We start from the raw sequence: 26718 nt of genomic DNA on the forward strand, positions 1-26718 counted from the left end.
GGTGACCTGGAGGACGCGGGGAGGGTGCGCCAGGAGCTGCGATTGCCGGATGGGCGGAAGCTGTGGTGCCTGACCGCGGCAGGCCGTCGCGAGGCTGCCGCGCTGCTTCCAGCCGGGACGAAGCTGTCCGCGCTGCGCCCCGAGCGTGACGGCCGGGCCGCGGCGTTCTCCGAGCACGCCCTGGACGTCGCCGCCACCGCGGGCCTCCTCGCCCGCGCCGGATTCGGTCACCTGGAGGCGTTCACCACGGAGGTCGAGCACGCGATCCCGCACCGCCGCTCGCTGTTCGCCGACCTGGTGCTGCGCGACCCCGGCGCCGACGTGCCGGTGCTCCTGGTGGAGGTCGACCGCGAGAACGAGGGCGTCGGCACGCTCGTGGAAAAGCTGGCCACCTACCGCGCCTGGTGCGAGCTGCCCGCCAAGGGCACCGCGAAGGCCGCGTTCGAAACGAGCATGCGCTGCCCCGGCGCCCGCACCCACGCCCTGCGGCTATGGCCCACCGTCTACCCACCGACCGGCCGCGAGGGACTGCCGCCCCTCGCCCTGGTCCTCGAGGCCGGCCGCAAGCCGCCCCGGCACCAAACCGCTCACCCCCGAACAGAAGAAGCAGAAGACGAAGGCCGACCACCTACGGCTGCTGCGCCGCATCCAGGCGGTGGAGACCGCCTCCGAGACGTCCTGGTACGCGCCGCCGTACCGCGGCGACAACATCACCGCCCGCGACCACCACCACGCCCTGCCCATCGTCGCGACCACCCTGCCGCTGCTGCGCCGGCCCGCCGCGCCGCCTTCCTGGCCCGCACCGCACCGCTGCGCCGACTGCCCGACGCGCTGCGCCCGCTGCTGCCCGCGCTGGCGGCGAGCACCGCGCACGGCGGCCCGCTCACCGCCCTGGGTGCCGCGCTCTCGATCGCCGCCGCCGACCGCGGCATCCGGCCGCTCTACGACACCGCGCCCGACCAGCGGGTCGAGGACGCGTTGTTCGCCACCGCGCTGGTGCCCACCATCCTGACCGCGCTGCACCGGCTGCAGCACGGCGAGCAGCCGGTGGAACCGCGCGACGACCTGGGCTACGCGGCCAACTACCTCTACATGCTGACCGGCGAGGAGCCCGAGCCGGCCAAGGCCCGCGCGGTCGAGCAGTACCTGATCTCCACGGTGGACCACGGCTTCAACGCCTCCACCTTCACCGCCCGGGTGATCGCCTCCACCGGGGCCGACCTGGTGGCCTGCCTGGTCGGCGGGCTGGGCGCGCTCTCCGGGCCGCTGCACGGCGGCGCGCCGAGCCGGGCGCTGGACACGCTGGACGCGATCGGCACCCCGGAGCGGATCGACGGCTGGATCCGCGAGCACGTGCTGGCCGGCGACCGCATCATGGGTTTCGGCCACGCCGTCTACCGCACGGAGGACCCGCGCTCCCGGATGCTGCGCGGGGTCGCCGAGTCCTTCGGCGGTGAGCTGGTCGACCTCGCCGTCCAGGTGGAGGCCCGGGTCGAGGCGATCCTGGCCGAGCTGAAGCCGGGCCGCGAACTCCACACCAACGTGGAGTTCTACGCCGGCGTGGTGATGCACCTGTGCGGTCTGCCCAGGGAGATGTTCACCCCCACCTTCGCCGCGGCCCGCGCGATCGGTTGGAGCGCCAACATCCTGGAACAGGCTGCCGACTCCAAGATCATCCGCCCGTCCGCCCGCTACACCGGTCCGGCCGCCCCGCAGCCGCTGCCGGCGGCCTGAACAGCGGGCCCCGGAGTCGGACAAACTCGGGCGGTGGCAACGGGCACGCCTTCGTGGACCATGCGGTCCACGAAGGCGCCGGGGTCGGGCATCCAGCACGGCCGACCCCTCGGACCGCCGCGGCGGCGCGCTCCGCGAGCGCGCCGACTCCGGTAACAGCGCCCGCTGGCCGGCGATGTGCGGGTGAGTTCAGAGGCGGTCCACGCACTCGGTGAAGGAGCGGATCAGCAGAGCCCAGGACGCGCCTCCGAGCAGCCCCACGAAGCATGCGGCGGCGGTCGCACCGAGCAGTTTCTCGAGAATCTTGATGATCACACCGGATGCGATGCCGGCGAGCGCCAGTACGAGAGCCCGGTCGGCGGGGTCCAGGTTCCGGTTCCACTCGACGACCCGGCGGACGGCGTCGGCGCCCAGGGCGCGCAGATCGTCGATGATGGAGTCGACGGTGGTCTGTACCCGCGTTGCGAAGCAATCGGCGAATTCCTCGATCGCCATACCTCTCCTCCGTTCTTCCGTTCTTCCGGTCAACCGGCTGGGCGAGGTGCCTAGGCCTGGCCCTGAACCAGGTCGAGCGTTTCGCGCGTCACCTGCAGCAGCTCGGTCAGACGCCTATTGGAAGCGCGGTCGTAGGCGGCGAGGATCGAAGAGATCTCGGGGGCGACGTTCACCGTCGGGTCGGCAAGGACCGAGCAGACGGCGAATTCGAGCGAGCTCTCGTCGAACCCTTCACGCACGGCCTCGTCGAGTCCGCTCAGGTAGCCGGTGATGTTGTCCAGCGCACCGCCGATGACATCCGGGGCGGGGACGTCGGCAGCGTTCATCTGGATACCGCGGTTGGAAAGCGCGGCGGCGAAGTCCTCGGCGAAGGCCATGAGCTTCTCCCGGGTCGACAGCACTGTGACGGAGCACCTATCGGCCCCTGTACAGCCCATCGTGGCGCCGGGCGGAGTTTTTGGCGCGGTGTACTGCTCGCGCCCCGTGGCACCGGTTCGGCCGGGACGGCTGGCACACCCTCACCAACGCGCTCGACAATCCGGAGGCGACGAGCTGCTGCATGCGGAACGGGCCGCCGCCGACCAGGTCTACCAGGAACGGGAGCAGGAACGGCAGAAGGCGGAGCGCGAGCGCCACCGTCCGGCCTGCACCCGCTGCAAGGCGCCGTTCTCGGACGAGCGGTGGGAGATGCGCGAGCGGGCCGCCTGGGACGACGACGGGCTGTGCGAGCGCTGCCGACCAGCGCGCCCGGGAGGAGGCCGAACTCGAGCGGGCCGCCGCCGAGGCCGCAGCCGCCGAAGCGAAGCGCGCCCGCGCCTGGTGGCGCCGCTCCTGACTGGGCAGGGGTGCAACACGGGGCCGCAACACGGGCAACGCATGGGCCCTGGCAGGCTTCGCGTTGCACCCCTGACCTGCGCGAACCATCGGGGAACCGGGGTGCAACAGCGTGTTACACCCCGCGTTGCACCCCTGGCCTGCGGTGGGGAGTTTCCGGGCGGGCGGTGAGTTTCGCGCCGGGGCGCTGGTGAGTTTCTCCCCGGCCCGCTAACCGGACGCGGTTCAACGTGCTGTGGCCAGAGACACGTGTGGGTGATGTTCCCGGCGAGGGCCGGGTGAGGGACCGGCGCGCGCCGGTACGGTCGCCGGATGGTCGGGATGTTGCGGTTGGCGGTGGCGCAGAGCACGGTGCCGGAGGACCCAAGGGACCAGGCGGCGATCCGGGTGGCGGGTGAGGAGGTCCGGGCGCTGATGCGCCAGGCCGCCGGGGCGGGGGCGCGGCTGGTGCAGTTTCCGGAGGGCGCTCTCGTCTACCCGGACAAGCGGGTGGTGGCGACCGGCCCCGACGGCGACCTGGTGCCCGCGGACTGGACCGGCGCCGCGTGGGACGTCCTGCGCGAGGAGGCGCAGCGGATCGCGGCGCTGGCCGGGGAGCTGGGCCTGTGGACGGTCTTCGGATCACTCCACCCGCTCACACCGCCGAGGCGTCCGCACAACAGCCTCTACGTCGTCTCCGACCACGGGGACCTGGTCGCCCGGTACGACAAGCGGTTCCTGTCGAACACCGAACTGTCCTACCTCTACACCCCCGGCCGGCCCGAACCGACGGTGTTCGACGTGGACGGCGTCCGCTTCGGCCTGGCCATCTGCATCGAAGCGAACTTCCCCACCCTGTTCGCCGAATACGAACGCCTGGACGTCGACTGCGCCCTGCTGTCCGTCATGGTCGACGACCCCGCCCACGCCACCGTCGCCCAGGCCTACGGCACCCTCTACAACTACTGGCTCGGCTACGCCGTCCCCGCCCAGTACGCCGCCAACGCCCCCTCCGGCATCGTCGCCCCCGGCGGCCGCTGGCTCACCCGAGCCCCCGCCGACAACCACCCCGCCCTCGCACTCGCCGACCTCGACCTCCACCCGACCGACCCGGACATCGACATCGCGGTGCGCTACGCCTGGCCCTGGCGGCGGCTGGCCCGTACAGGCCTCTACACCGACCATCTCGCCGACGGTGACCCCAGGAGCCAGAGCCGCACCGCGTTCTGACCAGTGGTGGGGAGTTTCATTGGCGGTCCCGGGGCGGCCGCCGCTGGTGAGTTTCGGCTCCCGACTGGTGAGTTTTGGGTGTCGGTGCAGGTCGGCGGTCGGCGAGATGTGGTGGGTCTGGTGCGTTCGGGTGGCGGCGGGGTACGGCGGGAGGCCGGCTGGCGGGAGCGGCTGGAAAATGTCCGGGCCCGCCTTGCCGTCGTTCGAATGTGCTGGGCGCCGGTCACCGGGGACCCGGATCTGCCGTCACGTCCCTAGCCAGCAGGGGTGGTTGAAGGACGACGGATGCTTCGCCGGTCAGTTGCCGGGGGTGGGCAGGTCGAGTGCGCGGTGTTGGATCTGGGCGGCTTTCTCGTTGTCGCTGCCCGTGACTGTGACGACTCCGCCCGGCGTGGATTGTCCGTCGGTCGTCACGGCAACGAACTGGGTTTGCGGGTTGGCTTTGGCTGCGGTTTCCAGGGCCTGAGTGAAGGTCGGTCCGATGGCGACGACGAGGTCGCAGTGCTGTGCTGAGAGGCCCGCGAGGTAGGGAAGGGCCTGGTCGGTGGTGGCTGCAGGGACAAGGAGTTGCTGCACGTTCAGCCGGTGTTGCCGGGAGGCGTCCTGAAGAGCTGACCAGATCGCGCTGGTGTCTGTTCGCTTCGCCGCTTCCGTGGCATCGCCGGTGAGGCAGGCCGTTCGGCGCCCGGCGACGTTCGAGGGAGTTACTGCGGCGGCGCGGTCGGCGGCGCGGTCGTTCTCGTTGGTGAGCAGCAGCACAACGCCGCTACCTGCAACGACCAGTGCTGCGGTCAGCCCGAGCACCCACCGGGATCGGGGGGTGAGGTGGAACGTCATGTCGGGCTTCTCCTGGCAGGTGTGCGTGGTGGCGGGGTCAAGTCTCGCCCGCTGGGTTCCGGCGGCCGGTAAAGAAGATGAAAAATTTCTTAAGATCATTTCGACATATCATGTCCCTATTTTGCACAAAGTGACCATAGTTTCGCCAATTCCCGGCTGTACCTGTCGCACTGACGACCGATAGGAAGGGCACGGACCGATCGCCGCAGGGGGAGTCGGTCGTTTTCGCCTGCCCTCCGAAGGACTTGCCGTGCGTCGCTCGCTTGCACTCATCACCTCTTTGGCGCTTCTGCTTGCCCTTGGCACGCAGGAAGCGAGCGCGTTCACGGCGGCCAATGCCCCGGTGCCGACGGTCACGCCGGTGACCCCGCAGCAGGTCAGTGGTGATCCGAGTCGGGGGAGTCACACCGTCCCGTCCTCGCAGACCAGGAAGGACGGCGGTGCTCCCGGGGGGTCCGCGCATCAGCCGGGTCCGGCCGAACTGCCCGAGACCAAGGCCGTGCAGGGCGACACGAGCACGCACCCCTCGGGGGATTCGCGGCCCCGCACGCCGGTGAAGGGCGAGGTGGTGCCCCCGCCGGCGTCCTTGGAGCACCGCCTTGGCGATGGCAAGCCCGGCAGTCCGCAGTCCGGTGCCGCCGTCAAGCCGAAGGCCGATACGCCGAAGGACATCAAGCAGCCCGCTGTCGAGCCGACGTCCCCGGCCGCGAAGAACCTCAAGGCACGGAACGACGCCACCGCCGGAACTGGCGTCCCTGGCCTGCCCGCAGAGGGTGTCGAGGACACCGGCTCGCGTACCGGCTCCTCGTCGGTCTACCAGAACCCGGACGGCACCAAGACTCTGCGCGCCTATCCCCGGCCCGTGCACTACCAGAAGGCCGACGGTACCTGGGACGACATCAACACGAACTTCTCGCTCGACCGTGCCGGCCGGTGGGCCGAGCAGGCGAACAGTCAGCAGGCTTCCTTCGCCACGCGGGTGGACGATCCCGCGCTGGTGAGCTGGACCCTGGACGCCGGACACGTGGTCTCCTACGGCCTGCAGGACGCTGCCCAGGTGCGCGGTGTGGTCCAGGGCGACACCCTCACCTACCCGCTCGCGCGTCCCGCGAGCGATGTGGTCTACAACGGCCTCGCCCAGGGAATCAAGGAGACCCTGGTCCTGCATGATGTGACCGCGCCCACCAGCTGGGTCTTCCCGCTGCACGTCACCGGGCTGACGCCGGCGATCGGCCCGGGCGGCGAGGTGCAGTTCAAGGACGCCTCCGGCGCGGTGAAGGTGACCATCCCGCACGGCTTCATGACCGACTCCAAGATCGACCCGGCCTCGGGCGACGGCGTGGTCAGCGACCGGGTGACCTACCACCTGATCGACGTCAACGGTGCTCCCGCGCTGCGGATGGACCTGGACGAGGCCTGGCTGCACGACGCCAAGCGCGTCTACCCGGTCACCGTCGACCCGTCGACGGCCACGATCGGGGTCGGCAAGTCGACGTTCGTGCGCTCGGACCAGACCGCGAACTTCTCCACCGACCCGCTGCTGCGGATCGGAACCTCCGACGGCGGCAAGTCCGTGGTCAACAGCTACCTGTACTTCCCGGACGTCGCCAACGTCCTGAAGAACGACTACCTGCACGCCGTCACGCTGAGCCTGAACAACACCCACTCCTACGAGTGCTCGGCCCACCCGGTCTACGTCAACCAGATCACCAGCCCCTGGGATCCGTCGACGATCAACACCTACCCCGGCGTGTCGATCGGCCAGCAGCTTGGCACCAACAGCTTCTCCGCGGGCGATACCTGTGGCGGTGCGATGTGGGAGCCGATCGAGCTCGGCCGCAGCCACAACGACCCCGGCGTGCAGCTGGTCGAGAGCTGGGCCCGCGGCGGGGACAACTTCGGCCTCGCGCTGACCACCAGCGCCACCGACTCCAACGACTGGAAGAAGTTCTCCAGCGCCAACAGCCCCTACCCGCCGTACCTGTCGATCACCTACAGCGACTGGGCCGCCACCTACGCGCCGGCCGGCAGCTACATGCCGCCGACGTACAACACCCCCGGCTGGCAGCAGGTGACGCTGACCAACACCGGCGCGAACTGGTGGAACGGGCAGAGCATGCAGGTCAAGGCCCGCCTGTTCGACGCGAACGGGAACGAGCAGTGGTTCAACGCCCCGCTCACCGGCGTGTCCGGACTGGTCGCGACCTACGGCTCGGTGACCGTCAACGGCGTGATCCCGCCGCTGCCGCTGGGCCAGACCTACACCCTGTGCTGGGACGGGTATGTCAACGGCACCACCTCGCTGCACGACTCCTACTGGATACCCTTCGGCAACTGCACCACGGTCGGCGACGCCAACACCGCGCCCCAGCTGGACCTGCTGGCCCCGATGAACAACACGGTCGTCGGCAACCTCACCCCACAGCTCTACGCCACCGGACACGACCCGGACAACTACCCCGGCACCGGGCTGGACTACGACTTCCGCGTCTACACCAACCCGTCCTCCGGCGACCCGCAGCTGATCGCCGAGTCGGGCTGGCAGTCCAATACCTCCTGGGCCGTTCCGCCGGGCAAACTCGCCTGGAACACCAGCTACCTGTGGAACGCCAAGGTCGGTGACCACATCGGTGAGAGCCCGCTGTCCAGCAGCGTCTCCTTCACCACCCAGGTCCAGCAGCCGGTGATCACCTCCCACCTGGGCGGCGCGGTCGGCGACGGCGCGGGCCGGCCGTTCGACGCCAAGGTCGGCAACTACACCACCGCGGCCACCGACGCCGACGTGAAGAGCATCGGCCCGGCGCTGTCGGTCAACCGCTCGTACAACTCGCTGGACCCGCGCACCTCGACGCTGTTCGGCACCGGCTGGACCTCCAACTTCGACATGCGGGTTCAGCCCGACAACGACTTCACCGACTCGGTGGTCCTGACCACCGCGAGCGGCCGGGCCGCCCGCTTCGGGGCCGATCCGAACAAGGGCGCCGTATACACCCCGCCGCCCGGGGAGTTCCAGTCCCTGAGCAAGGTCTCCGCCGGCTTCGACCTCATGGCCAAGGACGGCACCCGCTACGAGCTCCACGCCGCCTCGGGCACCGGCTACGCACTGTCCCTGGTTCGCGACGCGATCGGCCGAACCCAGGAACTGGGCTACAGCGCCGACGGGCACCTGACGACGGTCAAGGACACCTCATCGGGCCGGGTCCTGCACTTCGAGTGGACGGCCGGCAACCGGCACGTCGCGAAGGTGTACACCGACCCGGTCACCGGGACGGATCCGAGCACCGCTCTGACCTGGACCTACGGCTACAACGCGAACAACCCGGACGAGCTGGACCAGGTCTGCGCGCCCGCGACCGGCGGGAACACCGCACCCTCCTGCACCGGCTACTCCTACACCAGCGGCTCGCACCTGCGCTCCGCCGTCCTGGACTCCGCACCGGTCTCCTACTGGCGGCTCGGCGAGAGCTCCGGCGCCGCCGCGGCCAGCGAGGTGGCGGAGAACCAGGGCAACGACAACGCCCGCTACTCCGGCACCGGCGTCACCCTCGGCACGCCCGGCCCGACCTCCTCCGGCGCCACCGCCGCGACCTTCGACGGCTCCTCCGGCTACGTCGCACTGCCGCAGAGCGTCCTCGACACCTCCTCATACACCTCGGTCGGCCTCTGGTTCAAGACCAGGAGCTGGGGCGTGCTGTTCAGCTACCAGGCCGACCCGTTCCCGGGCAGCGGCAGCACCCCGGCCAACTACACGCCCGCGCTGTACGTCGGCCAGTCCGGCAAGCTGCACGGCAAGTTCTGGAACGGCCCGTCGAACACCATCGACTCCAGCAACCCGGTCAACGACGGCAACTGGCACTTCGCCCTGCTGTCGGCTGCCGGCAGCACCCAGACCCTCTACCTGGACGGCGTCGCCCAGGGCACCCTCCCCGGCGCGGTCATCGCGCCCGGGCAGCGCTCCGAAGCGATCGGCGGCGGCTTCATCAGCGCCAACTGGCCGGACAACCCCTACGGCCGCCCCGGCCAGGCCAGCTACTTCAACGGCAGCATCAGCGACGTCGCCTTCTACAACCGCGCCCTCGGCGCCCCGGCCGTGACCGCCCTGTGGCAGGCAGGCAACCAGCCCTCCGCGGAACTCACCGGTGTGAAGCTGCCGTCGGGCAAGACCCGTCTCGCCGTCAGCTACGACACGGTCAAGGACCGGGCCTCGAAGGTCACCGACGAGAACAACGGCACCTGGACGCTCAACACACCCACCGTCACCGGGTCCGCCCAGCAGTACCGGGGCTCGGTCATGGGCTCCCGGCCGGCCGGCTACTGGCCGCTGTCCGACGGCGCGGGCGTGCAAGCCGCGAACCAGGTCTACACACCGCGGCCGACACCCAACAACGGCAACTACGCCAACGTGACGCTCGGCGCTCCCGGCCCGATGACCGGTTCGGCCGGTGCCGCGACCTTCGACGGCAGCACCTCCTGGGCCGAACTGCCCGCCGCCTACGCCCCGCAGAACGGCCCCGGTGCCCTCGGGCTCTGGTTCCGCACCGACAGCCCGGGCGTCCTCCTCTCCTACCAGTCCTTCCCGATCGGCGGCACCCCCAACGGCACCACCGACCGCTGGAACCCGGCACTGTACGTCGGCAGCGACAACAAGCTGCACGCCCAGCTCTGGATGGGCGACGCCGCCCAGACCATGGTCACCAGCACGACGGTCACCGACAACAAGTGGCACTTCGCCGTGCTGTCCGCCGACAGCCAGACCTCGCAGACCCTCTACCTCGACGGTGCGCAGGCCGCAGGGCCGCTCAACGGCACCATCGTCCCCAACGGAACCGACCACGTGTTCCTCGGCGCGGGCAACCTCACCCTCGGCTGGCCGCAGCCGCCCGCCGACCGCTCCGGCCACTTCAAGGGCCAGCTCGCCGACGTCGCGGCCTACCCGCACGGCCTCACCGCGGCGACCGTCGCCTCGCTCTACCAGCTCGCCACCGGTTCCGGCGCCACCCAGTACGACGCCGCCGTCGTGGACAGCAAGCCCACCGGCTACTGGCGCCTCGGCGACACCGCAGGCAACCAGGCAACCGAGCTGATCTCCTCCGCCGCACTCGCCCAGAACCGAGGCAGCTACCACAACACCACCTGCTGCCAGCCCGGCCCCTGGGCCTCCGGCACCTCCACGGCCACCGGCTTCAACGGCACCACCTCGTACGTCCAACTCCCGGACAACACCGCCCCCAAGCAATGGGGCGCGGCCACCGCCGAGCTCTGGTTCAAGACCACCGCACCCGGCGTGCTGTACAGCTACCAGTCCTTCCCGCTCGCCGGGCAGCCCAACGGCACGACCGACCGCTGGAACCCCGCGCTGTACATCGGCACCGACAACAAGCTCTACGGCACCCTGTGGACCGGCTCGGCGAACAACGCCCTGGTCAGCGCCTCCACCGTCACCGACGGCGCCTGGCACCACGTCGCCCTGGCCGGCGACAGCTCCGGACAGACCCTCTACCTGGACGGCGCCCCGACCGCCACCAGCACCACCGCCCTGCCCATCACCTACAACGGCTCCGCCTACGCCTACCTAGGCGCCGGCTGGACCGGCGGCGGCTGGCCCAACGCCCCGACCGACCCGACCGGCCACCTCAACGGCACCATCGCCGACTTCTCCCTCTACCAGTACCGGCTCACCAACGACACCGTCTCCAGCCAGTACCACCTCGCCACCTCGGCCACCCCCATCGGCGGCCTGGACGCCGCAGCCGCCTACCGCACCTCCGTCGTCCAGGACACAGCCGTCGGCTACTGGCGCCTCAACGACCCCTCCGGCTCCTGGTACGCCGCCAGCCAGCTCGGCTCCGCCCGTCCCGACGTCACCGCCGGCACCCTCACCGACGTCCTCCTGAACGCAGGCGGCCCCTCCAACGACCCCAACCAGCGCGCCGCAGTGTTCAACGGCACCACCTCACAGATCCAGCTGCCGCCCGACACCGCCCCCACCCGCGGCTCGGCCAGCATCGAGCTCTGGTTCAAGACCACCAGCAGCGGCCCGCTCTACAGCTACCAGGACTTCCCGGTCGGCTCCCAGCCCGGCAACGTCTGGAACCCCGCCCTGTACGTCGGCACCGACGGCCGCATCCACGGCGAGTTCTGGATGAGCCCCGGCGCCACCATGACCTCCGACCGAACCGTCAACGACGGCAACTGGCACCAGGTGGCCCTCACCGCCGACGACAGCGGCCAGACCATCTACATCGACGGCCGCGCCAGCGCCTCCGACGCCACCGGACGCAAGATCACCTTCAACGGCACCCCGTACGTCTACCTCGGCGCCGGCACCAGCACCAACTGGCCGGCCGCCAGCGGCGACCACTTCAACGGCACCATCGCCGAGGCCTCCTACTACTCCTCCCGCCTCGACGCCGACACCGTCTCCCAGCACTTCAACGCCATGGGCGACGGCGGCAACGCCATCCCCGTCACCACCGCCACCATCACCGACCCGACCGGCTTCAACCTCGTCTACCGCTACGACACCCGCTCCTCCCGACTGCTCTCCCGCAGCGACGGCTACGGCAACACCACCCGCTACAGCTACGACACCTCGGGCTACCTCTACGCCGTCACCGACCCCAACGGCCACACCATCACCACCGGCCACGACGCCCGCGGCAACACCGTCTCCCGCACCACCTGCCGAGGCGCCGCCAACTGCCAGACCAGCTACGCCACCTACTACCTCGACACCACCAACCCCTTCAACCCCGCCAACGACAAGATCCTCACCTCCAGCGACGCCCGCTCCACCGGCCCCTCCGACACCACCTACACCACCCGCTACACCTACGACACCGCAGGCCAGCTCACCTCCACCACCCTCCCCGCCACGCCCGACTTCCCCAACGGCCGGATCAGCTACACCCTGCGCACCGACACCACCACCCAGGCCCAGGACGGCGTAGCCGTGCCGGTCGGACTCCTCCGGGCGCAGACCGGCCTGCTCGACGCGGCGGCCTACCCGGACCCGGGCAAGGTCCCCGCCGACCAGCAGACCACCTACACCTACCGGAGCAACGGCGACGTCGCCGCCGTGACCTCGCCGCTGCGACCCAAGGTCACCTACGGCTACGACAACCTCGGCCGCACCATCGCCCAGTCGTACAGCTGCGACGACTGCCCCGGCGGCACCACCGCCGCCCCCCGGGTGCTGGAGACCGACTACACCTGGGACGGCCGGGGCAACCAGGTCACCCGCACCGAGCCGTACACCACCGACGCCGTCACCGGCACCAAGCACACCCGCCAGACCACCACCACCTACGACCCGGACGGAAACCGACTCAGCCAGACCGTCGCCGACACCACCGGAGGCGACCAACCACGCACCACGACCTGGACGTACGAGCCCGACACCAGCCGGGTGAAGCAGGTCAAGGACCCCGGCGGCCACCTCACCTCGTACACCTACGACCGCTACGGCAACACCGCCACCAAGACCGACGCGGCCGGCACCACCTACAGCTACAGCCACTCACCCATGGGCCAGCTCCAGCAGACCGCGATCACCAACTACACCGGCAGCACCGCCACGGCGACCACGCCGCGCTGGCAGGTCATCGGCTCCCGCGCCTACGACCCGGCAGGCCGCCCCGCCACCGACACCGACGCCATGGGGCGCACCACCCACACCTACTACTACGACGACAACACCGTCGCCGAAGTCGACCTCGACGGCTACCACAACACCGACGGCACGCTGCGCAACGTCGTGCTCCAGCAGAACACCTACGACAACGCCGGCCGCCTCGCCCAGCAGGTCACCGGGGGCGGAAAGACCACGACCGTCACCGCGTACGACGCGGCCGGCCGAGTCAGCAAGTCGACCGTCGACCCGGGCGGCCTCAACCGCAGCACCACCTACACGTACGACGTCGGCAACCGCCCGCTGAGCGTCGTCACCGGCGGCGGCACAGACTCTGCCGAGGTCGATTACGCCTACGACGCCACCGGCAACCTGCTCAAGCAGACCGCCCGCAACCAGCCCGCCGACTCGGTCGTCACGTACGCCTACAACACCCGCGGCCTGCGCACCAGCACCATCAGCCCCAACGGCAACGCCGCCGGCGCCGACCTCACCGCATACACCAGCACCACCGCCTACGACGAGGCCGGCCGGCCCACCATCACCACCGGCCCGCTGACCAGCGCGGAGACCTACGACCCGACCACCCGCGGCACCACTCCCCAGCAGGTCCGACCGATCACCCGCACCGGCTACGACACCTTCGGCGAGCAGACCGCCGCCATCGACGCGCTCGGCAACACCGTCACCAGCACCTACGACCTGGACGGCAACCGGGTCGCCGTGGCCGGCGCGCCCTACACCGACCCGCAATCCGGCAACACGATCACCCCGACCTCCACGATCGAGTACGACGTACTCGGCCGGCCCGTCACGAGCGTCGTCGATCCGACCGGCCTCAAACTGACCCGCACCACGCGGTACGACCAGTTCGGCAACCCGGTGCGGACCACCCTCCCGCCGACCGGTGGCGTTACCGCCCCGACCGTCACTAACTCCTACGACCTCGACGGCGAACTGCTCGCCACCACCGGCCCGACGGGTGCCGTCAGCCAGGCCACCTACGACGACCTCGGACGGCGCATCACCAGCACCCAGCTGGAGCGCTACCCGGCCGCGGCCGCCTACACCAGCACCTTCACCTGGGACGACGCGGGCAACCAGCTCAGCTCCACCCTGCCGGGCGGCGCCACCAGCAAGACCACCTACAACGCCGTCGGCCAGGTGCTCAACGCCACCGACCCGGCCGGCGTCACCGTCCGCCCCGCCTACGACGGCCTCGGCCGGACCAGCCGGGTGACCAAGGCCGACGGCACCGCGACCGTCACCGGCTATGACCGGCTCGGGCGGACGCTGAGCACGACCGACCTGGACACCACGGGGGCCTCCGTGGCCACCCAGTACGCCACCTACGACCTAGAGGGGAACATCCTCAGCGCCACCGACAAGGTGGCGAACAGCGCCGACATCGCCGCGCACGCACGGCAGTTCACCTACAACCCGGCCGGCCTGCCGGTCCAGCAGGTCGAACCGGTCGCCGCCGGGCAGACGATCACCACGTCCTTCGGCTACGACACCGGCGGGCGCAAGACCCGCTGGACCAACGGTAAGCAAGTCCCGGTCTACTACACTTACAACTCCCTCGGGCTCCTCGAGTCGACCGTCGAACCGCCGACCACCGCCCACCCGACGGCAGCCGAAGGCCTGTTCACCACTAGCTACGACGCTGCCGGACGGGCCGTCACCCTGACCGAGCCGGGCGGCGTGGTCCGCCACCGCAGCTACGACGGCGCGGGCAACCTGACCCAGGAAACCGCCACCGGCGCCGAGGTGGCGACCCCGAACCGCACCCTCGGCTACGATGCCGCCAGCCACCTCACATCCGTCGGAACCCCCGGCACCACCCCCGACACCTACACCTACAACGACCGCGGCCAACTGCTCACCTCCGCCGGCCCCGGCGGCGCCAGCAGCTACAGCTACAACGGCGACAGCCGGATGACCGCCCGCACCGACGCGGCGGGCACCACCTCCTTCGGCTACAACGCGGCCGGTCAGGTCACCAGCGCGACCGACCCGCTTACCGGCGCCACGGTCGGCTACGACTACGACACGGCCGGCCGCCTCACCACCGAGCGCTACGGCACCGGCGGCGGCACCCGCAGCTACGGCTACGACAACCTCGGCCGACTGCGCGACGACACCGTCAAGAACCCGAGCGGGACGACCGTCGCCTCGATCGGCTACGGCTACGACCTCAACGACCGGATCACCACCAAGACCACCGCCGGCACCGCCGGGGCCGCCAGTAACCAGTACGGCTACGACCTGGCCGGGCGGCTCACCTCCTGGAGCAACGGCACCACCGCCACCGCGTACACCTGGGACGCGGCCGGCAACCGGACCTCGGCCGGCGGCACCACCTCCAGCTTTGACGAGCGCAACGAGCTGCTGAACGACGGTTCCACGTCCTACAGTTACTCGGCCCGTGGCACCCTCACCGGCAGCACCGCCCAGGGCTCCCAGCCCAAGGACGTCCAGTTCGACGGCTTCGACCGGATGGTCAAGGAAGGGCCGTCCACTTACAGCTACGACTCGACCGACCGCGTCGCTCAGGCGGGGAACACCACCTTCACCTACGACGGCGGCTCCAACAACCCGGTCACGGACGGCACCGCCAGCTACACCCGCACCCCCGGCGGCAGGCTCCTTGGCACGGCTGCCACCGGCGCAACATCCAACCCCCGCCTGGTGATCAGCGACCAGCACTCCGATGTAGTCGCCACCATCGATCCGGCTGCCAAGGGCGTCGCCGGCTCCACCGCCTACGACCCTTTCGGCAAGCCCACGGCGAGCGCCGGGGCCACCAACTCGCTGGGTTATCAGGGGGGCTGGACTGACCCGGCCTCGGGCGACGTCAACATGGCCGCCCGCTGGTACCGCCCCGGCAGCGGCACCTTCGCCTCCCGAGACTCCTGGCAGCTGGGCACCAACCCGTCCATCCAGGGGAACCGCTTCACCTACGCCAACGGCGACCCGACCGACAACGCCGACCCGTCCGGACACTGCCCGCTGTGCATCGTCGTTATCATTGTGATCCACGTAGTCGTCGACGTGGCCATTGACATCGCTCTTGCTCCACCAGCGAATGCTCCGGAGTGCTCCGACAGCCCGAAGAGCTGCGGAGGTGGTGGCCAGGAACAGTCGGTTAACGACCGGTACTGCGAGAACCACTGGTGGACCAGGGACTGTGGCGGCAACGGTTTCCGCAGCAACCCCACGCCCACCCCGACGCCTGCGCCACCCACGGCTCCGGTGTTCATACCCGGTCCGACCGGCGGCGATGACGGCGGCCCTCACGGCGGCCGCGGCGGAGGTGGTGGTGGTCACCGTCGTCCAGGCCCGCGCAAGCCCCCTGGCCCCACCTGGCCCCGGCCCAAGCCCCCGACCGACACTCCCCCGGGCAACGACAACGACCGTCCGCACGCCAACCCCGACCCGATCGACTTCTTCACCGACACCATCGTCACCGTTGCCACCGCCGCCGTCACCACAGTGATCGTCGATGGTGTTCCGATCGTCGTTGGCACCGCTACCACGGTTGGCTCTGGGATCCTCGCAGGCACCGACGCCCTGATCGACGTCGCCGGTGATCTCCTCAACGGCCCGGCGCCGACGCCAACCCCCAGCCCGGCACCGGCTCCGACCCCTAACCCGGCGCCGACGCCGCGTCCGTGGCCGATCCCGCTTCCCCTGCCCGACCCGGGGCACGACAACCCGGGCCCCAGGGGGAACGGCAACCGGCAGGTCCCCACCTGCGAGGACTTGCAGCCGTCGGGGGCCATACCCCTGAAGGACGGCGGATGGGTCTCCTACCTGCCGTCGGACGCCCAGGGCCGTAACACGGGAGTCAACGCCTGTCTCGAAGGAGACCCCAGTTCCAGCCGGGGTCAGGCTGCGCGCGGCGACATTCGGGGCTGGAGCGACGCTGAGGCGCGGGCGAGGAACCTCGGGTTTACCCCCGCCAAGGCCATCGCCCGCTGCCACTCCGTGCCGCGCATGGCTGGCGGAACGACGGACGAGCGGAACCTGACGCCGTGCTTCCAGCAGGGGGCCAACACCAACCAGAAGACCGGCGGCACGATCACCAACAGTATGCGGGCGTTCGAGACCAGAGCCGAGAACATCATGCCCAAGGGCCCTGTGCTGTACGACGTATTTCCGCAGTACACCGACGACAAGAGCACCATTCCGAACGGGTGGGGGATGGGGCTCTACGGATGGGATGCCACCACCGGGTTGACCACGGACGCTGGCTGGACGGTCGTGGACAACGGGAGGTACGGCCCCAACGGATATGTGAACCTGGGAAACTAGCCTCCGGCGAGAACGGGCGGCTGATAGGAGTAGAAGTGAACATCGAGGAGATGCTGGACCGGCTCGGCGCGGTGATCGGGCCGCCGCCTGAGGGCGGCGTGGTCCCGGTCCCGTGGGAGCGCGCGCCGGGGGGGCTCGGTTTCCAACTGCCCGCGGACTATCGGGCGTTCGCCGACCGGTACGGGTCGGTCAGCATCAGCGACGAACTGCACATCTACACCCCATCGGAAGCGCCCAGTCTCCAGATCGCGGAGCCGGTCGGCTTCGAGGGATTCCTGTTCAACACGACGGAACCCTACGGATACTGCGCCTGGCTGGCCGAGGCTTACCGGGACGGGGACTACGACGAGTGCCCGTATCCACTGTTCCCAGCCGAGGGCGGGCTGCTGAAGTGGGGCAACAACTACAACTCCGACCATTTCTTCTGGCTGATGCGGGGCCCGGACCCGGACCGCTGGCCGGTCGCCGCCAAGTTCCACTCGATGCGGGAGTGGGACCTGTTCGAGGGCGGCTTCCTGGAGTTTCTGTTGGCGGCGGTGACGGAGCAGTACCCGTACCATGATGACGTCGTCCCGGACGGGCTGAAGCAGGCCGGTGACGGCCGTGCTTATCGTTTCAAGGGTGACTGGTCCAAGCAGGTTCGGCGGTGAGCCCACGAGCATGGTCAACGGCCGGGTCGGGGTGCTGCTGAGGGTCCTCGGGCGGCTGGAGAGCGCGGCGGGATGACTCCCTGCTCCGCTCATAAATGTGGTCGTCGACATGGGTTTACCGCCCCGAGGACTGGACGGTAGGTCACCTGCCCGCGTTCGCCGGTGCGGTACGGTACGGACACGGGCTGATTGTGGCCCTGCCGGGGGCGGCTTCGGCCGCCCGGGAAGGCAGAACATCTCGACCGACACAGTGATGACCTCCAAGCCCCAGTACCCCCGCGGACCCGCGCTTCCTGCACGACGAGGACGAGGCGGCGGGATGGGAGTCGGGCAACGACCCCTGGGAATAGCCGATCTGTTCGGTTACATGAACTTCGAGGTGGGATGTTGAGCAAGGCCAGGCCCGTTGGGGCGGTGGTTCGGGTGGTGTGGGGGCAGAAGAGGCTGCTGCTCGTGCCCGGGGCCGCCGGGGTGGCGTTGGCGGGGGTGGTGGGGCTGCTAGTGGCTTCGGAGATGTGGCTGTGGTCGTCGGCGAGGGCGGTGTGGGGAAACGTTACGCTGGGCGTGGCCGGAGTGCTGGTGCTTGCCCTGGTGGCCACCTTCTTCGCTGCCGTGCTGATCGTCGTGGCCAATGACGCCTTGCAAGGGCGGCCGGTGCGGATCGGGGCCGGGTACACCCGGGCCACCAGGAGGCTGCCGACCATCGCGGCGTGGGCAGTGGCCAGTTGCGCGGTGATACTGGTCGGGGCGCCGTTGCTGATCGGGATCTGGTGGGCTATGGCCGGCTACTTCGTCCTACCGGGGATAGCGCTCGACGGCCTCGGGATCCGTGCGGCGCTGCGGAACTCCCGGAAGGCCTACCAGCGTGACGGTTGGGAGAGCATGCGCAGCTCGTGGTGGACCTCCCTGCCCGTCGTGCTGACACTCGTCCCATCGCTGGTGGTATTCGGCGTGGGCCTTTCTGCGGTTGACCATGTTTTCGGAACGCTGATGATGGCCGGCTCCGTGCTGCTCCTGTCCACTGCCACAATGTTGAGCGCGGGTCTTTCCGGTGTGCTTCGGACCCGGCTGTACCGAGAACTCAGAGATAGGGACGAGGAGGGGGTTGGCCGCGCCGTCCTGCACGTCTCCGTGCTTGAGGTGCAGACGAGCCAAGGGTGACGCGGGGCGCGGTCACGAACGACGGTCTTCGGTTCGCTCCACCCGCTCACACCGCCGAGGCGTCCGCACAACAGCCTCTACGTGGTCTCCGATCGCGGGGACCTGGTCGCCCGGTACGACAAGTGGTTCCTGTCGAACACCGAGCTGTCCTACCTCTACACCCCCGGCCGGCCCGAACCGACGGTGTTCGACGTGGACGGCGTCCGCTTCGGCCTGGCCATCTGCATCGAAGCGAACTTCCCCACCCTGTTCGCCGAATACGAACGCCTGGACGTCGACTGCGCCCTGCTGTCCGTCATGGTCGACGACCCCGCCCGCGCCATCGTCGCCCAGGCCTACTGACATTCCCCTCGTAGCGTGGAGTTGTGGCCAGAGGGGAAGTTGAGACATCCCATGCCGTAGCGGTGTCAAGCTGCGGCTGGGAGGGTTGCGTGGTGTGACCAGGCGGTGGCCTCGTCGTAGAGGGTGCGGGTCTTGAGGCATCCGTGGAGGATGCCGACGAGGCGGTTGCCGAGCTGGCGCAGGGCGGGGTTGTAGTCCAGCTCCCGGGCTCGCTGCTTGTCGTAGTAGCGGCGGGCGCCGGGTGAGCTCTGGAGCGAGCAGAACGCCTGACGTTGCAGGGCGTCGGCGAGCCGGTTGTTGCGGACGTAGCGGGCCTGGACGGTGTGTGTCCTGCCGGAGGCGCGGGTGACGGGACTGGTGCCGGCGTAGTTCTTGCGGGCCTTGGCAGAGGTGTAGCGGGTGGGGTCGTCTCCGAACTCGGCGAGCACCCGGGCGCCGGTGATCTCGCCGATGCCGGGCATCGACAGGTAGATCTCAGCGTCCGGGTGCGCGCGAAAATGCGCGCTCACCTGCTCGTCCAGTGCCTGTATCTGCTCGTTCAGTGCGATCAGCAGCCTCGCGTGTGCGACCGCGGCGGCGCCGTAGGCGGCGGTGACCGGCGCGGGCAGGCCGAGCTGGGGCTCGCGTAGCGCGGCCTGGATCGCGGCGGCCTTCTGGTCCCGGTTGCGGCGCCGATGGCGAGCCAGCACTACGGTGATCTGCGACTTCGTCAATCTGGCCGCTTCTTCGGGCGTGGGGGCCTTGATCAGCAGTTCCATCGCGTCGGTGCTGGTCAGTTCCAGGCCGGCGTAGGCGGTCAGCGCGCCGGGGAAGTACTCGCGCAGCGTGCTCCGCAGCCGCTGGAAGGTGCGGGTGCGTTCCCAGATCGGCGTCTGGTGGGCGCGGGCGACGACCCGCACGGCCTGGGCCTGGTCGCTGTCCCCGGCGATCGGCCGCAGCTGGTCGCGGTCGATGCGGACCATGTCCGCCAATGCGTGGGCGTCGCCCCTGTCGCTCTTGGCCCCCGAGGTGCCGTACCTCTCCTTGAACCGGGCCGCCTGCTTGGGGTTGACCGCGTAGACGCGGTAGCCGGCCGCGATCAGTGCCTGTACCCACGGCCCCCGGTCGGTCTCGATTCCGACCACCACCTGCCCGGGTTCCAACTCGTCCCCGCTGTGCCGCGCGATGAGAGCGTGCAGCCTCGCGATCCCTTCAACGCCCTCCGACATTCGTGCGGTTGCGAGCCTGCGGCCCGTCTCGTCCTGCACTTCGACATCGTGGTGGTCTTCGGCCCAGTCGTCACCGATGAACAGCACCAGCACCCCTGCCCTTCGCTCTGTATGGACCTTGCGCAGCCAGCGGAAGGCACGGCTCGCGCCCTAATGGATCCAGTGCTCACGCCAAGTACATGGCGGGCACGCCATCCCATTAGCGGTCAGGCCTCCCGGCCGACCAGCGGGGGCACGGTCTCAACTCAGAACTCGAACGGCTCCGGGTCATGGAGTGCTCACCTGCTGGCGGCTACGGACCGTAGTCTCTCCTACGACCCGCTGAGTCCCATTAGGGTCATGGCGGGGAAGAGGCGCTCGTACGATGCGGAGTTCCGCGCGGGGGCGGTACGGATCGTGACGGAGACCGGGAAGTCAGCCGCGGAGGTCGCGCGGGACCTGGGCGTGCACGAGAGCACGCTGCAGAACTGGGTCCACCGCGCCCGGGTGCGGGCGGACGCGGAGGCGGCGGGAGGTCTGGGCGAGTCGGAGCGCGACGAGCTGCGCCGGCTGCGCGAGGAGAACGCCCGGCAGCGCAAGGAGATCGCCGAGCTCGGGATGGAGCGCGATGTCCTCAAGCGATCGGTGGTCCTGTGGGTGAAGGAGGCGATGAAGTGACGGTTGCGGGCTTCATCGCCGACCAGAGGACCGCGCACGGCATCCCGCACACGATCGCCTGCCGGGCACTTGGGGTGTCCGAGTCCTGGTTCTACAAGTGGCGCAACCGCCCGGCCCAGCCGACCGTCCGCGAGGTTCGGCGGGCTGAACTGGCGGATCGGATAAGGCACTTCTTCGCCGCGTCCGGCGACACCTACGGCTCTCCGAGGATCACCCTCGACCTGTGGGCGGAGGGCTGGCAGGTGTCCGAGAACACCGTCGCCAAGATCATGGCCGAGCTGGGCCTGCAGGGTCGCAAGCCCCCGCGCCGGCGCCGGTCGCTGACCCGCCAGGGCAAGCGGAAAGCCGCCCGTGACCTGGTGCACCGCCACTTCGACGCCGTGGCGCCGAACGTGCTCTGGGTCGGGGAGATGACCGAGATCGACACCGGCGAGGGCAAGCTCTACCTGGCCACGGTGATCGACCTGTTCTCCCGCCGCCTGCTCGGCTACGCGATGGGCGCCCACCACGACGCCGCCCTGGTCAGCGCCTCGCTCAAGATGGCCGCGGCCGCCAGGGGCGGGAATGTGGACGGCGTGATCTTCCACTCGGACCGCGGCTGCCAAGGCGGATTCAACTGATCGTCGCAACACCTCGATCGAGGAGGGTGTTGTGGCTCAGGGACGGGCGCGTGCAGCGCTGGAGGCGGGTCGTCCGCCATTGCAGTCGCCGGGTCGGCCTCCGATCAGTCGGCGGGCCGAGCGGCAGCGGTTCTGGCGGTTCGTTGAGAAGGGCCTGACCAGCGAGGATGCCGCCGTCGCGGTCGGCGTGTCGCCGGTGCTGGGGACACGCTGGTTCCGTGAAGGTGGCGGCATGCCACCGATCAGTCTTGAGGAGCCGTCAGGGCGCTACTTGTCGTTCGCCGAGCGCGAGGAGATCGCGTTGCTGCGCGCCCGGGAATGCGGGGTACGGGAGATCGCCCGCCATCTGGGGCGGGCGCCCTCGACGGTCTCGCGTGAGTTGCGGCGCAACGCGGCCACCCGTGGCGGGCGCCTGGACTACCGAGCCTCGGTCGCGCAGTGGCACTGCGACCGGCAGGCCCGCCGTCCCAAACCGTGCAAGCTCGTCGAGCACGACGAGTTGCGGCAGTATGTGCAGGATCGGCTGTCCGGCACGGTCACCGGCCCGGACGGCCTGCCTGTGCCCGGTCCGCAGACGAGTTGGAAGGGGCGGAACAAGCCCCGGCGCCAGGACCGACGCTGGGCGACGGCATGGAGCCCGGAGCAGATCGCCCGACGCCTCCCGCTCGACTTCCCCGAGGACGAGACCATGCGCATCTCCCACGAAGCGATCTACCAGTCCCTGTACATCCAGGGCCGCGGCGGGCTCAAGCGGGAGCTCACGGCCTGCCTGCGCACCGGCCGGGCACTGCGGGTCCCCCGAGCCCGAACGCAGGGGCGCGGCAAGAACTTCGTCACCGAGGACGTGCTGATCAGCCAGCGGCCCGCCGAGGCCCAGGACCGGGCCGTGCCCGGGCACTGGGAGGGCGACCTCATCATCGGCCTGAACAGATCCGCGATCGGCACGCTGGTCGAGCGCACCACCCGCTTCACGATGCTCCTGCACCTTCCACCGATGGAAGGCCACGGCGGTCCACGCGCCAAGAACGGCCCAGCCCTGGCCGGCCACGGCGCCGAGGCCGTCCGCGATGCCATCGCCGCCACGATCACGACCCTCCCCGAGCAACTGCGCAGGTCACTGACCTGGGACCAGGGCTCGGAGATGGCCCAGCACGTCCAACTGCGCATCGACGCCGGCCTGCAGATCTACTTCGCCGACCCACACTCACCCTGGCAGCGCGGCACCAACAAAAACACGAACGGCCTGCTGCGGCAGTACTTCCCGAAGGGAACCGACCTGAGCAGGCACAGCAAGAGCGACCTCGACGCCGTCGCCACCGCACTCAACGGCCGTCCCCGCAAGACCCTGCAATGGAAGACGCCCTCCGAAGTACTCAACGAACAACTACTCTTGATCCAACAAGGCGGTGTTGCAACGACCGGTTGAACCTGGGGAGTACAGCAGCGAGGCCTACAACAACCTGTGCGACCGCCTCGGCGTCATCCAGTCCATGGGGCGCGTCGGGTCGGCACTCGACAACGCCGCCGCCGAGAGCTTCCACTCCACGATCAAGGTCGAGTACATCCACCGGCACCACTTCGCGACCCGGACCGAGGCCCGGCTGAAGATCGCGACCTGGATCACAGACTTCTACAACATCCGGCGCAGGCACAGCGCGGCCGGCGGCCTGCCGCCGGTCGAGTTCGAACGGATCATCAGCAAGGCACGAGCCGAGGCCCATCAGGAGGCCAAGGCCGCATAGCGGAAGACTCCACGATTACAGGGGATTGACAAAAGCCCGGCGGTCAGCCAGATGCCCGGGACGGGAACACCAGCACACCCGAACAACCCAGAGGGCCGCTAACCGAAGATAGCGGCCCTCTTGTGCCTTCTCGGGGCCGTCGTACCCTAACGCACGCCCCGGACAACGGCCCCGCCCTCATCCAGCAGGCACCCTACGCCCAGTCGACCCCAAGGCCAGCGAGCTGCGTGCGCTGCTCCTCACTGAGTCTGTCCCGGCGGGCTTTGGTGTTGTTGAGCCAGGCTCCCAGAGACAGCCCTTCGGCGGTCTTGTAGGCGCGGGGCACCTTCGGATGACCCTCGCGTTCGACGAACGCAGCCAGCGCGGCCAAGTGGAGCTGGAACCGGTCGGCACGCGATACCTTCGGCTTCGCCTCCGCGGCGGCCTTGGCGGCGGCCAGCTCCTGGTCCTCCTCGATGCCGATCGCGGCGAGCAGGTCCTGCTGCTCCTGGTCGAGCCCGGCCCACCCAGCCCGCTGCGCCTTCACCCAGCGGCCGAGCTGCTCGCCCTCGTACACGGTGTCCGCGGGCAGCACGGTCCAGTCGACCTGGCCGCCGCAGTCCAGCCACCACAACCGCGCCGTAGCGTAAACGCGCTGCCAGGTGATCGGCCAGGCCGGGCACCACCAGGGGTCGATCTCCTCCAACGCCCGCCGCCGCTCCGCAGCGAGCGCCCCCGGCTGGTCGGCCGGCACCTGGGCCGCGGCCCGCAGCTCCGAGAGCCATGTCCCGATCGGGTACCCGCCCACAGAGGCCCGGGCCGGGGCCGCCAGCGAGCCGCCGTGGCCCTTGGCCCAGACCCCGGCCCAGTCGAGCCCGGCCTCGAAGCGGGCGTCGGAGACGGACCAGATCATCCCCAGAGCGTCGAGCATGTCGACACGATGTCGCGCCAATTCACCCGCAGCATGCTCGCTGCGCCTGTCCGACAACCATTTACCGAGCGGAAACTTTCCGTCCTCTCCAACCATCGCGGAATAAGGCACATCAAGCCCGCCGGTCTCCTCGTGCCATCGCCTCGCGTGGTTGATCCCCTCCCGCCAGAACTGATTCTCACCCGTCAGCACCCGCGAGGCGATGAACAACGCCAGCACGTTCTCGTCCACCGGCGCCTGGAACCGAACCGGCAGCGTGAACGCCCCCGAGCCACCCTCCCCGGACCAGCTCTCACCAGGACCGCAAGCAGCCTCAGCGCTGCGCCCCTTCGTGCGCTTGCCGGACTTCTGAGGCACCGCCAGGGCCTCCACCACGCGTGCGTCGTGAGACCTCAAAGCGGTCAAAATACGAACGAGCGGACCATAACTGTCCGACTCCAGAATGTCCCCGGGCTCCTCTCCCGGCTTCAGGAAAACCGGCACGATCAGGCTGGCGGTCTTTCCCTCCCCGGGCTGCATGCGCAGGGCCCGGCCGATGGCCTGGACGATATCCACCATGCTGCCTCGGCCCTGGAGAAGCACCGAATCTGCATTTGGCATATCAACTCCCTCGCCCAGGACTTTGCAGTTCGACACGATCCGATGCTTCAGCCCGTCGTCTTCCTCGGTCTGCCCGAACCCGCCGATAACCTCCTTGCGGAAATCCACCTCGTGCTCACCATAGAGCCACTGCGCCCAGAACTCATCCGGGTATTTCTGCGGGTTCTCGAAGTGCAGCTTCTCGACCGTCTGATTCAGCGTCTCGGAGAAGTAGCGGGCCTCGATCGTGCGGTTATGGAACGTGATGCAACGCTCCAGGCCCCGCTCGACCATGGACTTGACGAGTCCAGCCTGGATCGCCGCGATCCGCTCGGCCGGCACCTCGTCCTCGCTGCCATCGGTCGCCTCCCCCACCCCCGGCCCCCACGGCACCCCCTGCCGCTGCGCCCCGGCCCGGTCGCCGAGGGGGTCGCGCAGCTCCAGGACCACGATCTCGAAGGGGGCCAAGAGCTTGCGGTCGATGGCCTCCGCGAGGCCCAGGGAGTAGACGTGCGGGCCGTAGATCCGCTGGTCGTCCATGGACACCGCCAGCTCCTCCGGCAGCGGCTGGCGGGCGTCCTCGCGCCGCCTCATCGCCTTGCTGGGCGGCGCCCAGATCCGCGGCGTGGCGGTCATGTACAGCCGGCGGTCCGCGGGGATCTCGGCCTGGTCGTGCACCACGGTCCAGGTCTTCTCCACGCTCCCGGAGGACCGGTGCGCCTCGTCACAGACCATCAGGCCCAGCGGGGGCAGCACCTCGCCCTGGCGCTCCGCCCAGTAGGCGTAGGCATCGGCGACCGCGCCGACGGAAGTGTAGGTGGCGAAGACGGTGGTCGGCCGGCGGTGCCTGGCCGCGTGCTGGAGCCACGTACCGATCATCAGCGGGCTGGTCGTGGCCGTCACACCGAACGGCAGCTCCGAGTCCACCAGCGAGCAGACCGCGTGCATGTCCCCGGAACGGCCGGCCGCCCGCCACGAGCCGACCATCTGCACCAGCAGGTCCAGCGTCGGCACAACGACCAGGACCACGCCACGGGGCGCCAGCTTCTGGCCCGCCGCCGCCCCGACGTAGCTCTTGCCGGACCCGGTGGCCATCTGCACCGTCACCCGCAGACCGTTCGGAGAAGCCGGCCGACCCGGACGGGGCGTCAGACCCCGCACGATGGCCTCCAGGGCCTCCTCCTGATGCCCCCGCAGCGAGACGCCACTGACGGACTGAGCGGCCATCAGGCCCGGCTTTACGACGTTCACGAAGACGTGTCTCCCCTCACCCATTCCCGATCCCACACCCGGGACCACGCGGGAAATGCTGACAGTGCCCTACTGATACATTCGACGGAACGCTCCGAGAATCGTGGCGACCGAAAATCAAGCCCGACAGAAGCGACCATCCGGCAGGATATCAGTACCCGGTCGCAAATTCCGGCGGACACTCGAAAAACACGAGCCCGGACCCTGCTCCTGGCGGGATCATCTGACGCTCCAAGATTGATACATGGAGGACCATTGCTCACTCCGCCAGGATAGCGCACCCCGACTGCCCGAGAGGATGGAACAATGGACTAGACCATTCCAACCGGGAGTGAAGTCGACCCGCACGCGCCCCCAGCAGCACCCCTTCCCCCAGTCAGCCTGTCTTGAGTTCAGCCAATTTCCCAGTTCAATGTGATGATGAGAGCTCAGCCACCAGGCACCATGGAGCGAAGCGAAGTGGTGCCGGCCCGGAAGCGAAGCGCCGGGCCCACCCGGGCGAAGCCCGGGTGCGGACACGCGGAGCGGGTCCGCCGCCTGAC

The 26718-nt window shown here is 69.5% G+C and carries 13 protein-coding genes and 2 pseudogenes; 10 read left to right on the plus strand and 5 right to left on the minus strand.

Going from position 1 to position 26718, the window contains the following annotated elements; all coding sequences use genetic code 11:
• Positions 1 to 774: 774 nt before the first annotated feature.
• Positions 775 to 1734, plus strand: a pseudogene (locus tag ACWCXH_RS36890) (citrate/2-methylcitrate synthase); the annotation flags it as partial.
• 189 nt (positions 1735 to 1923) lie between these two features.
• On the opposite strand, the gene ACWCXH_RS36895 reads toward ACWCXH_RS36890, so the two are convergent.
• Both ACWCXH_RS36895 and ACWCXH_RS36900 read right to left on the minus strand, forming a co-directional pair.
• Positions 1924 to 2229 carry a hypothetical protein gene (locus ACWCXH_RS36895; protein WP_449805873.1) on the minus strand — a complete coding sequence of 102 codons (306 nt, stop codon included), beginning with the start codon at positions 2227 to 2229 and terminating at the stop codon, positions 1924 to 1926.
• Positions 2230 to 2279: 50 nt separating this feature from the next.
• On the minus strand, positions 2280 to 2606 hold the full coding sequence (locus tag ACWCXH_RS36900) for a hypothetical protein (protein ID WP_449805874.1): 327 nt from the start codon (positions 2604 to 2606) through the stop codon (positions 2280 to 2282).
• A 769-nt stretch (positions 2607 to 3375) separates the two neighbouring features.
• Between ACWCXH_RS36900 and ACWCXH_RS36905 the strand changes: the two genes are divergently transcribed.
• Positions 3376 to 4272 (plus strand): carbon-nitrogen hydrolase family protein, encoded by an 897-nt coding sequence (locus ACWCXH_RS36905; protein WP_449805875.1) that lies wholly within the window; start codon positions 3376 to 3378, stop codon positions 4270 to 4272.
• Between the two features lie 297 nt (positions 4273 to 4569).
• Here ACWCXH_RS36905 and ACWCXH_RS36910 read toward each other — a convergent pair whose 3' ends face one another.
• Positions 4570 to 5109: a BMP family ABC transporter substrate-binding protein gene (locus ACWCXH_RS36910; protein WP_449805876.1), complete on the minus strand. Its 540-nt coding sequence runs from the start codon at positions 5107 to 5109 to the stop codon at positions 4570 to 4572.
• Between the two features lie 586 nt (positions 5110 to 5695).
• On the opposite strand from ACWCXH_RS36910, the gene ACWCXH_RS36915 reads away from it, so the two are divergent.
• The 4 genes and pseudogenes from ACWCXH_RS36915 to ACWCXH_RS36930 form a co-directional block, all read left to right on the plus strand.
• Entirely contained in the window at positions 5696 to 17056 is an 11361-nt protein-coding gene (locus tag ACWCXH_RS36915; protein ID WP_449805877.1) for a LamG-like jellyroll fold domain-containing protein, read from the plus strand.
• 35 nt (positions 17057 to 17091) lie between these two features.
• Positions 17092 to 17706: a hypothetical protein gene (locus ACWCXH_RS36920; RefSeq protein ID WP_449805878.1), complete on the plus strand. Its 615-nt coding sequence runs from the start codon at positions 17092 to 17094 to the stop codon at positions 17704 to 17706.
• Between the two features lie 384 nt (positions 17707 to 18090).
• Positions 18091 to 18867: a hypothetical protein gene (locus ACWCXH_RS36925; protein ID WP_449805879.1), complete on the plus strand. Its 777-nt coding sequence runs from the start codon at positions 18091 to 18093 to the stop codon at positions 18865 to 18867.
• A 60-nt stretch (positions 18868 to 18927) separates the two neighbouring features.
• Positions 18928 to 19209 (plus strand): annotated as a pseudogene (locus ACWCXH_RS36930) (nitrilase-related carbon-nitrogen hydrolase); the annotation flags it as partial.
• Between the two features lie 65 nt (positions 19210 to 19274).
• Here the strand turns inward: ACWCXH_RS36930 and ACWCXH_RS36935 are convergent.
• A complete protein-coding gene (locus tag ACWCXH_RS36935) occupies positions 19275 to 20504 on the minus strand; it encodes an IS110 family transposase (RefSeq protein WP_449805880.1) in 1230 nt (409 codons plus the stop codon).
• Between the two features lie 252 nt (positions 20505 to 20756).
• Here ACWCXH_RS36935 and ACWCXH_RS36940 point away from each other — a divergent pair, with 252 nt between their 5' ends.
• The 4 genes from ACWCXH_RS36940 to ACWCXH_RS36955 are packed head-to-tail and all read left to right on the plus strand — an operon-like array spanning position 20757 to position 23436.
• On the plus strand, positions 20757 to 21074 hold the full coding sequence (locus ACWCXH_RS36940) for a transposase (protein WP_380616442.1): 318 nt from the start codon (positions 20757 to 20759) through the stop codon (positions 21072 to 21074).
• Entirely contained in the window at positions 21071 to 21694 is a 624-nt protein-coding gene (locus tag ACWCXH_RS36945) for an IS3 family transposase (RefSeq protein WP_449805881.1), read from the plus strand. Before ACWCXH_RS36940 ends, ACWCXH_RS36945 begins: the two co-directional genes overlap by 4 nt.
• A 31-nt stretch (positions 21695 to 21725) precedes the next feature.
• Positions 21726 to 23120, plus strand: a complete 1395-nt coding sequence (locus ACWCXH_RS36950) for an IS30 family transposase (protein WP_449805882.1) — start codon at positions 21726 to 21728, stop codon at positions 23118 to 23120.
• A complete protein-coding gene (locus ACWCXH_RS36955) occupies positions 23104 to 23436 on the plus strand; it encodes an integrase core domain-containing protein (RefSeq protein ID WP_449805883.1) in 333 nt (110 codons plus the stop codon). The genes ACWCXH_RS36950 and ACWCXH_RS36955 overlap by 17 nt, the downstream gene beginning before the upstream one ends.
• Positions 23437 to 23629: 193 nt before the next feature.
• On the opposite strand, the gene ACWCXH_RS36960 is transcribed toward ACWCXH_RS36955, so the two are convergent.
• Entirely contained in the window at positions 23630 to 26176 is a 2547-nt protein-coding gene (locus ACWCXH_RS36960) for a Helicase associated domain protein (RefSeq protein ID WP_449805884.1), read from the minus strand.
• Between the last annotated feature and the right edge of the window lie 542 nt (positions 26177 to 26718).

Source organism: Kitasatospora sp. NPDC001660 (genome assembly GCF_053596725.1).

Excerpts from the sequence above, each read along its gene's own strand:
- ACWCXH_RS36895 (WP_449805873.1), bottom strand. The coding sequence starts at position 2,229 with ATGGCGATCGAGGAATTCGCCGATTGCTTCGCAACGCGGGTACAGACC.
- ACWCXH_RS36900 (WP_449805874.1), bottom strand. The coding sequence starts at position 2,606 with ATGGCCTTCGCCGAGGACTTCGCCGCCGCGCTTTCCAACCGCGGTATC.
- ACWCXH_RS36905 (WP_449805875.1), top strand. The coding sequence starts at position 3,376 with ATGGTCGGGATGTTGCGGTTGGCGGTGGCGCAGAGCACGGTGCCGGAG.
- ACWCXH_RS36910 (WP_449805876.1), bottom strand. The coding sequence starts at position 5,109 with ATGACGTTCCACCTCACCCCCCGATCCCGGTGGGTGCTCGGGCTGACC.
- ACWCXH_RS36925 (WP_449805879.1), top strand. The coding sequence starts at position 18,091 with ATGTTGAGCAAGGCCAGGCCCGTTGGGGCGGTGGTTCGGGTGGTGTGG.
- ACWCXH_RS36940 (WP_380616442.1), top strand. The coding sequence starts at position 20,757 with ATGGCGGGGAAGAGGCGCTCGTACGATGCGGAGTTCCGCGCGGGGGCG.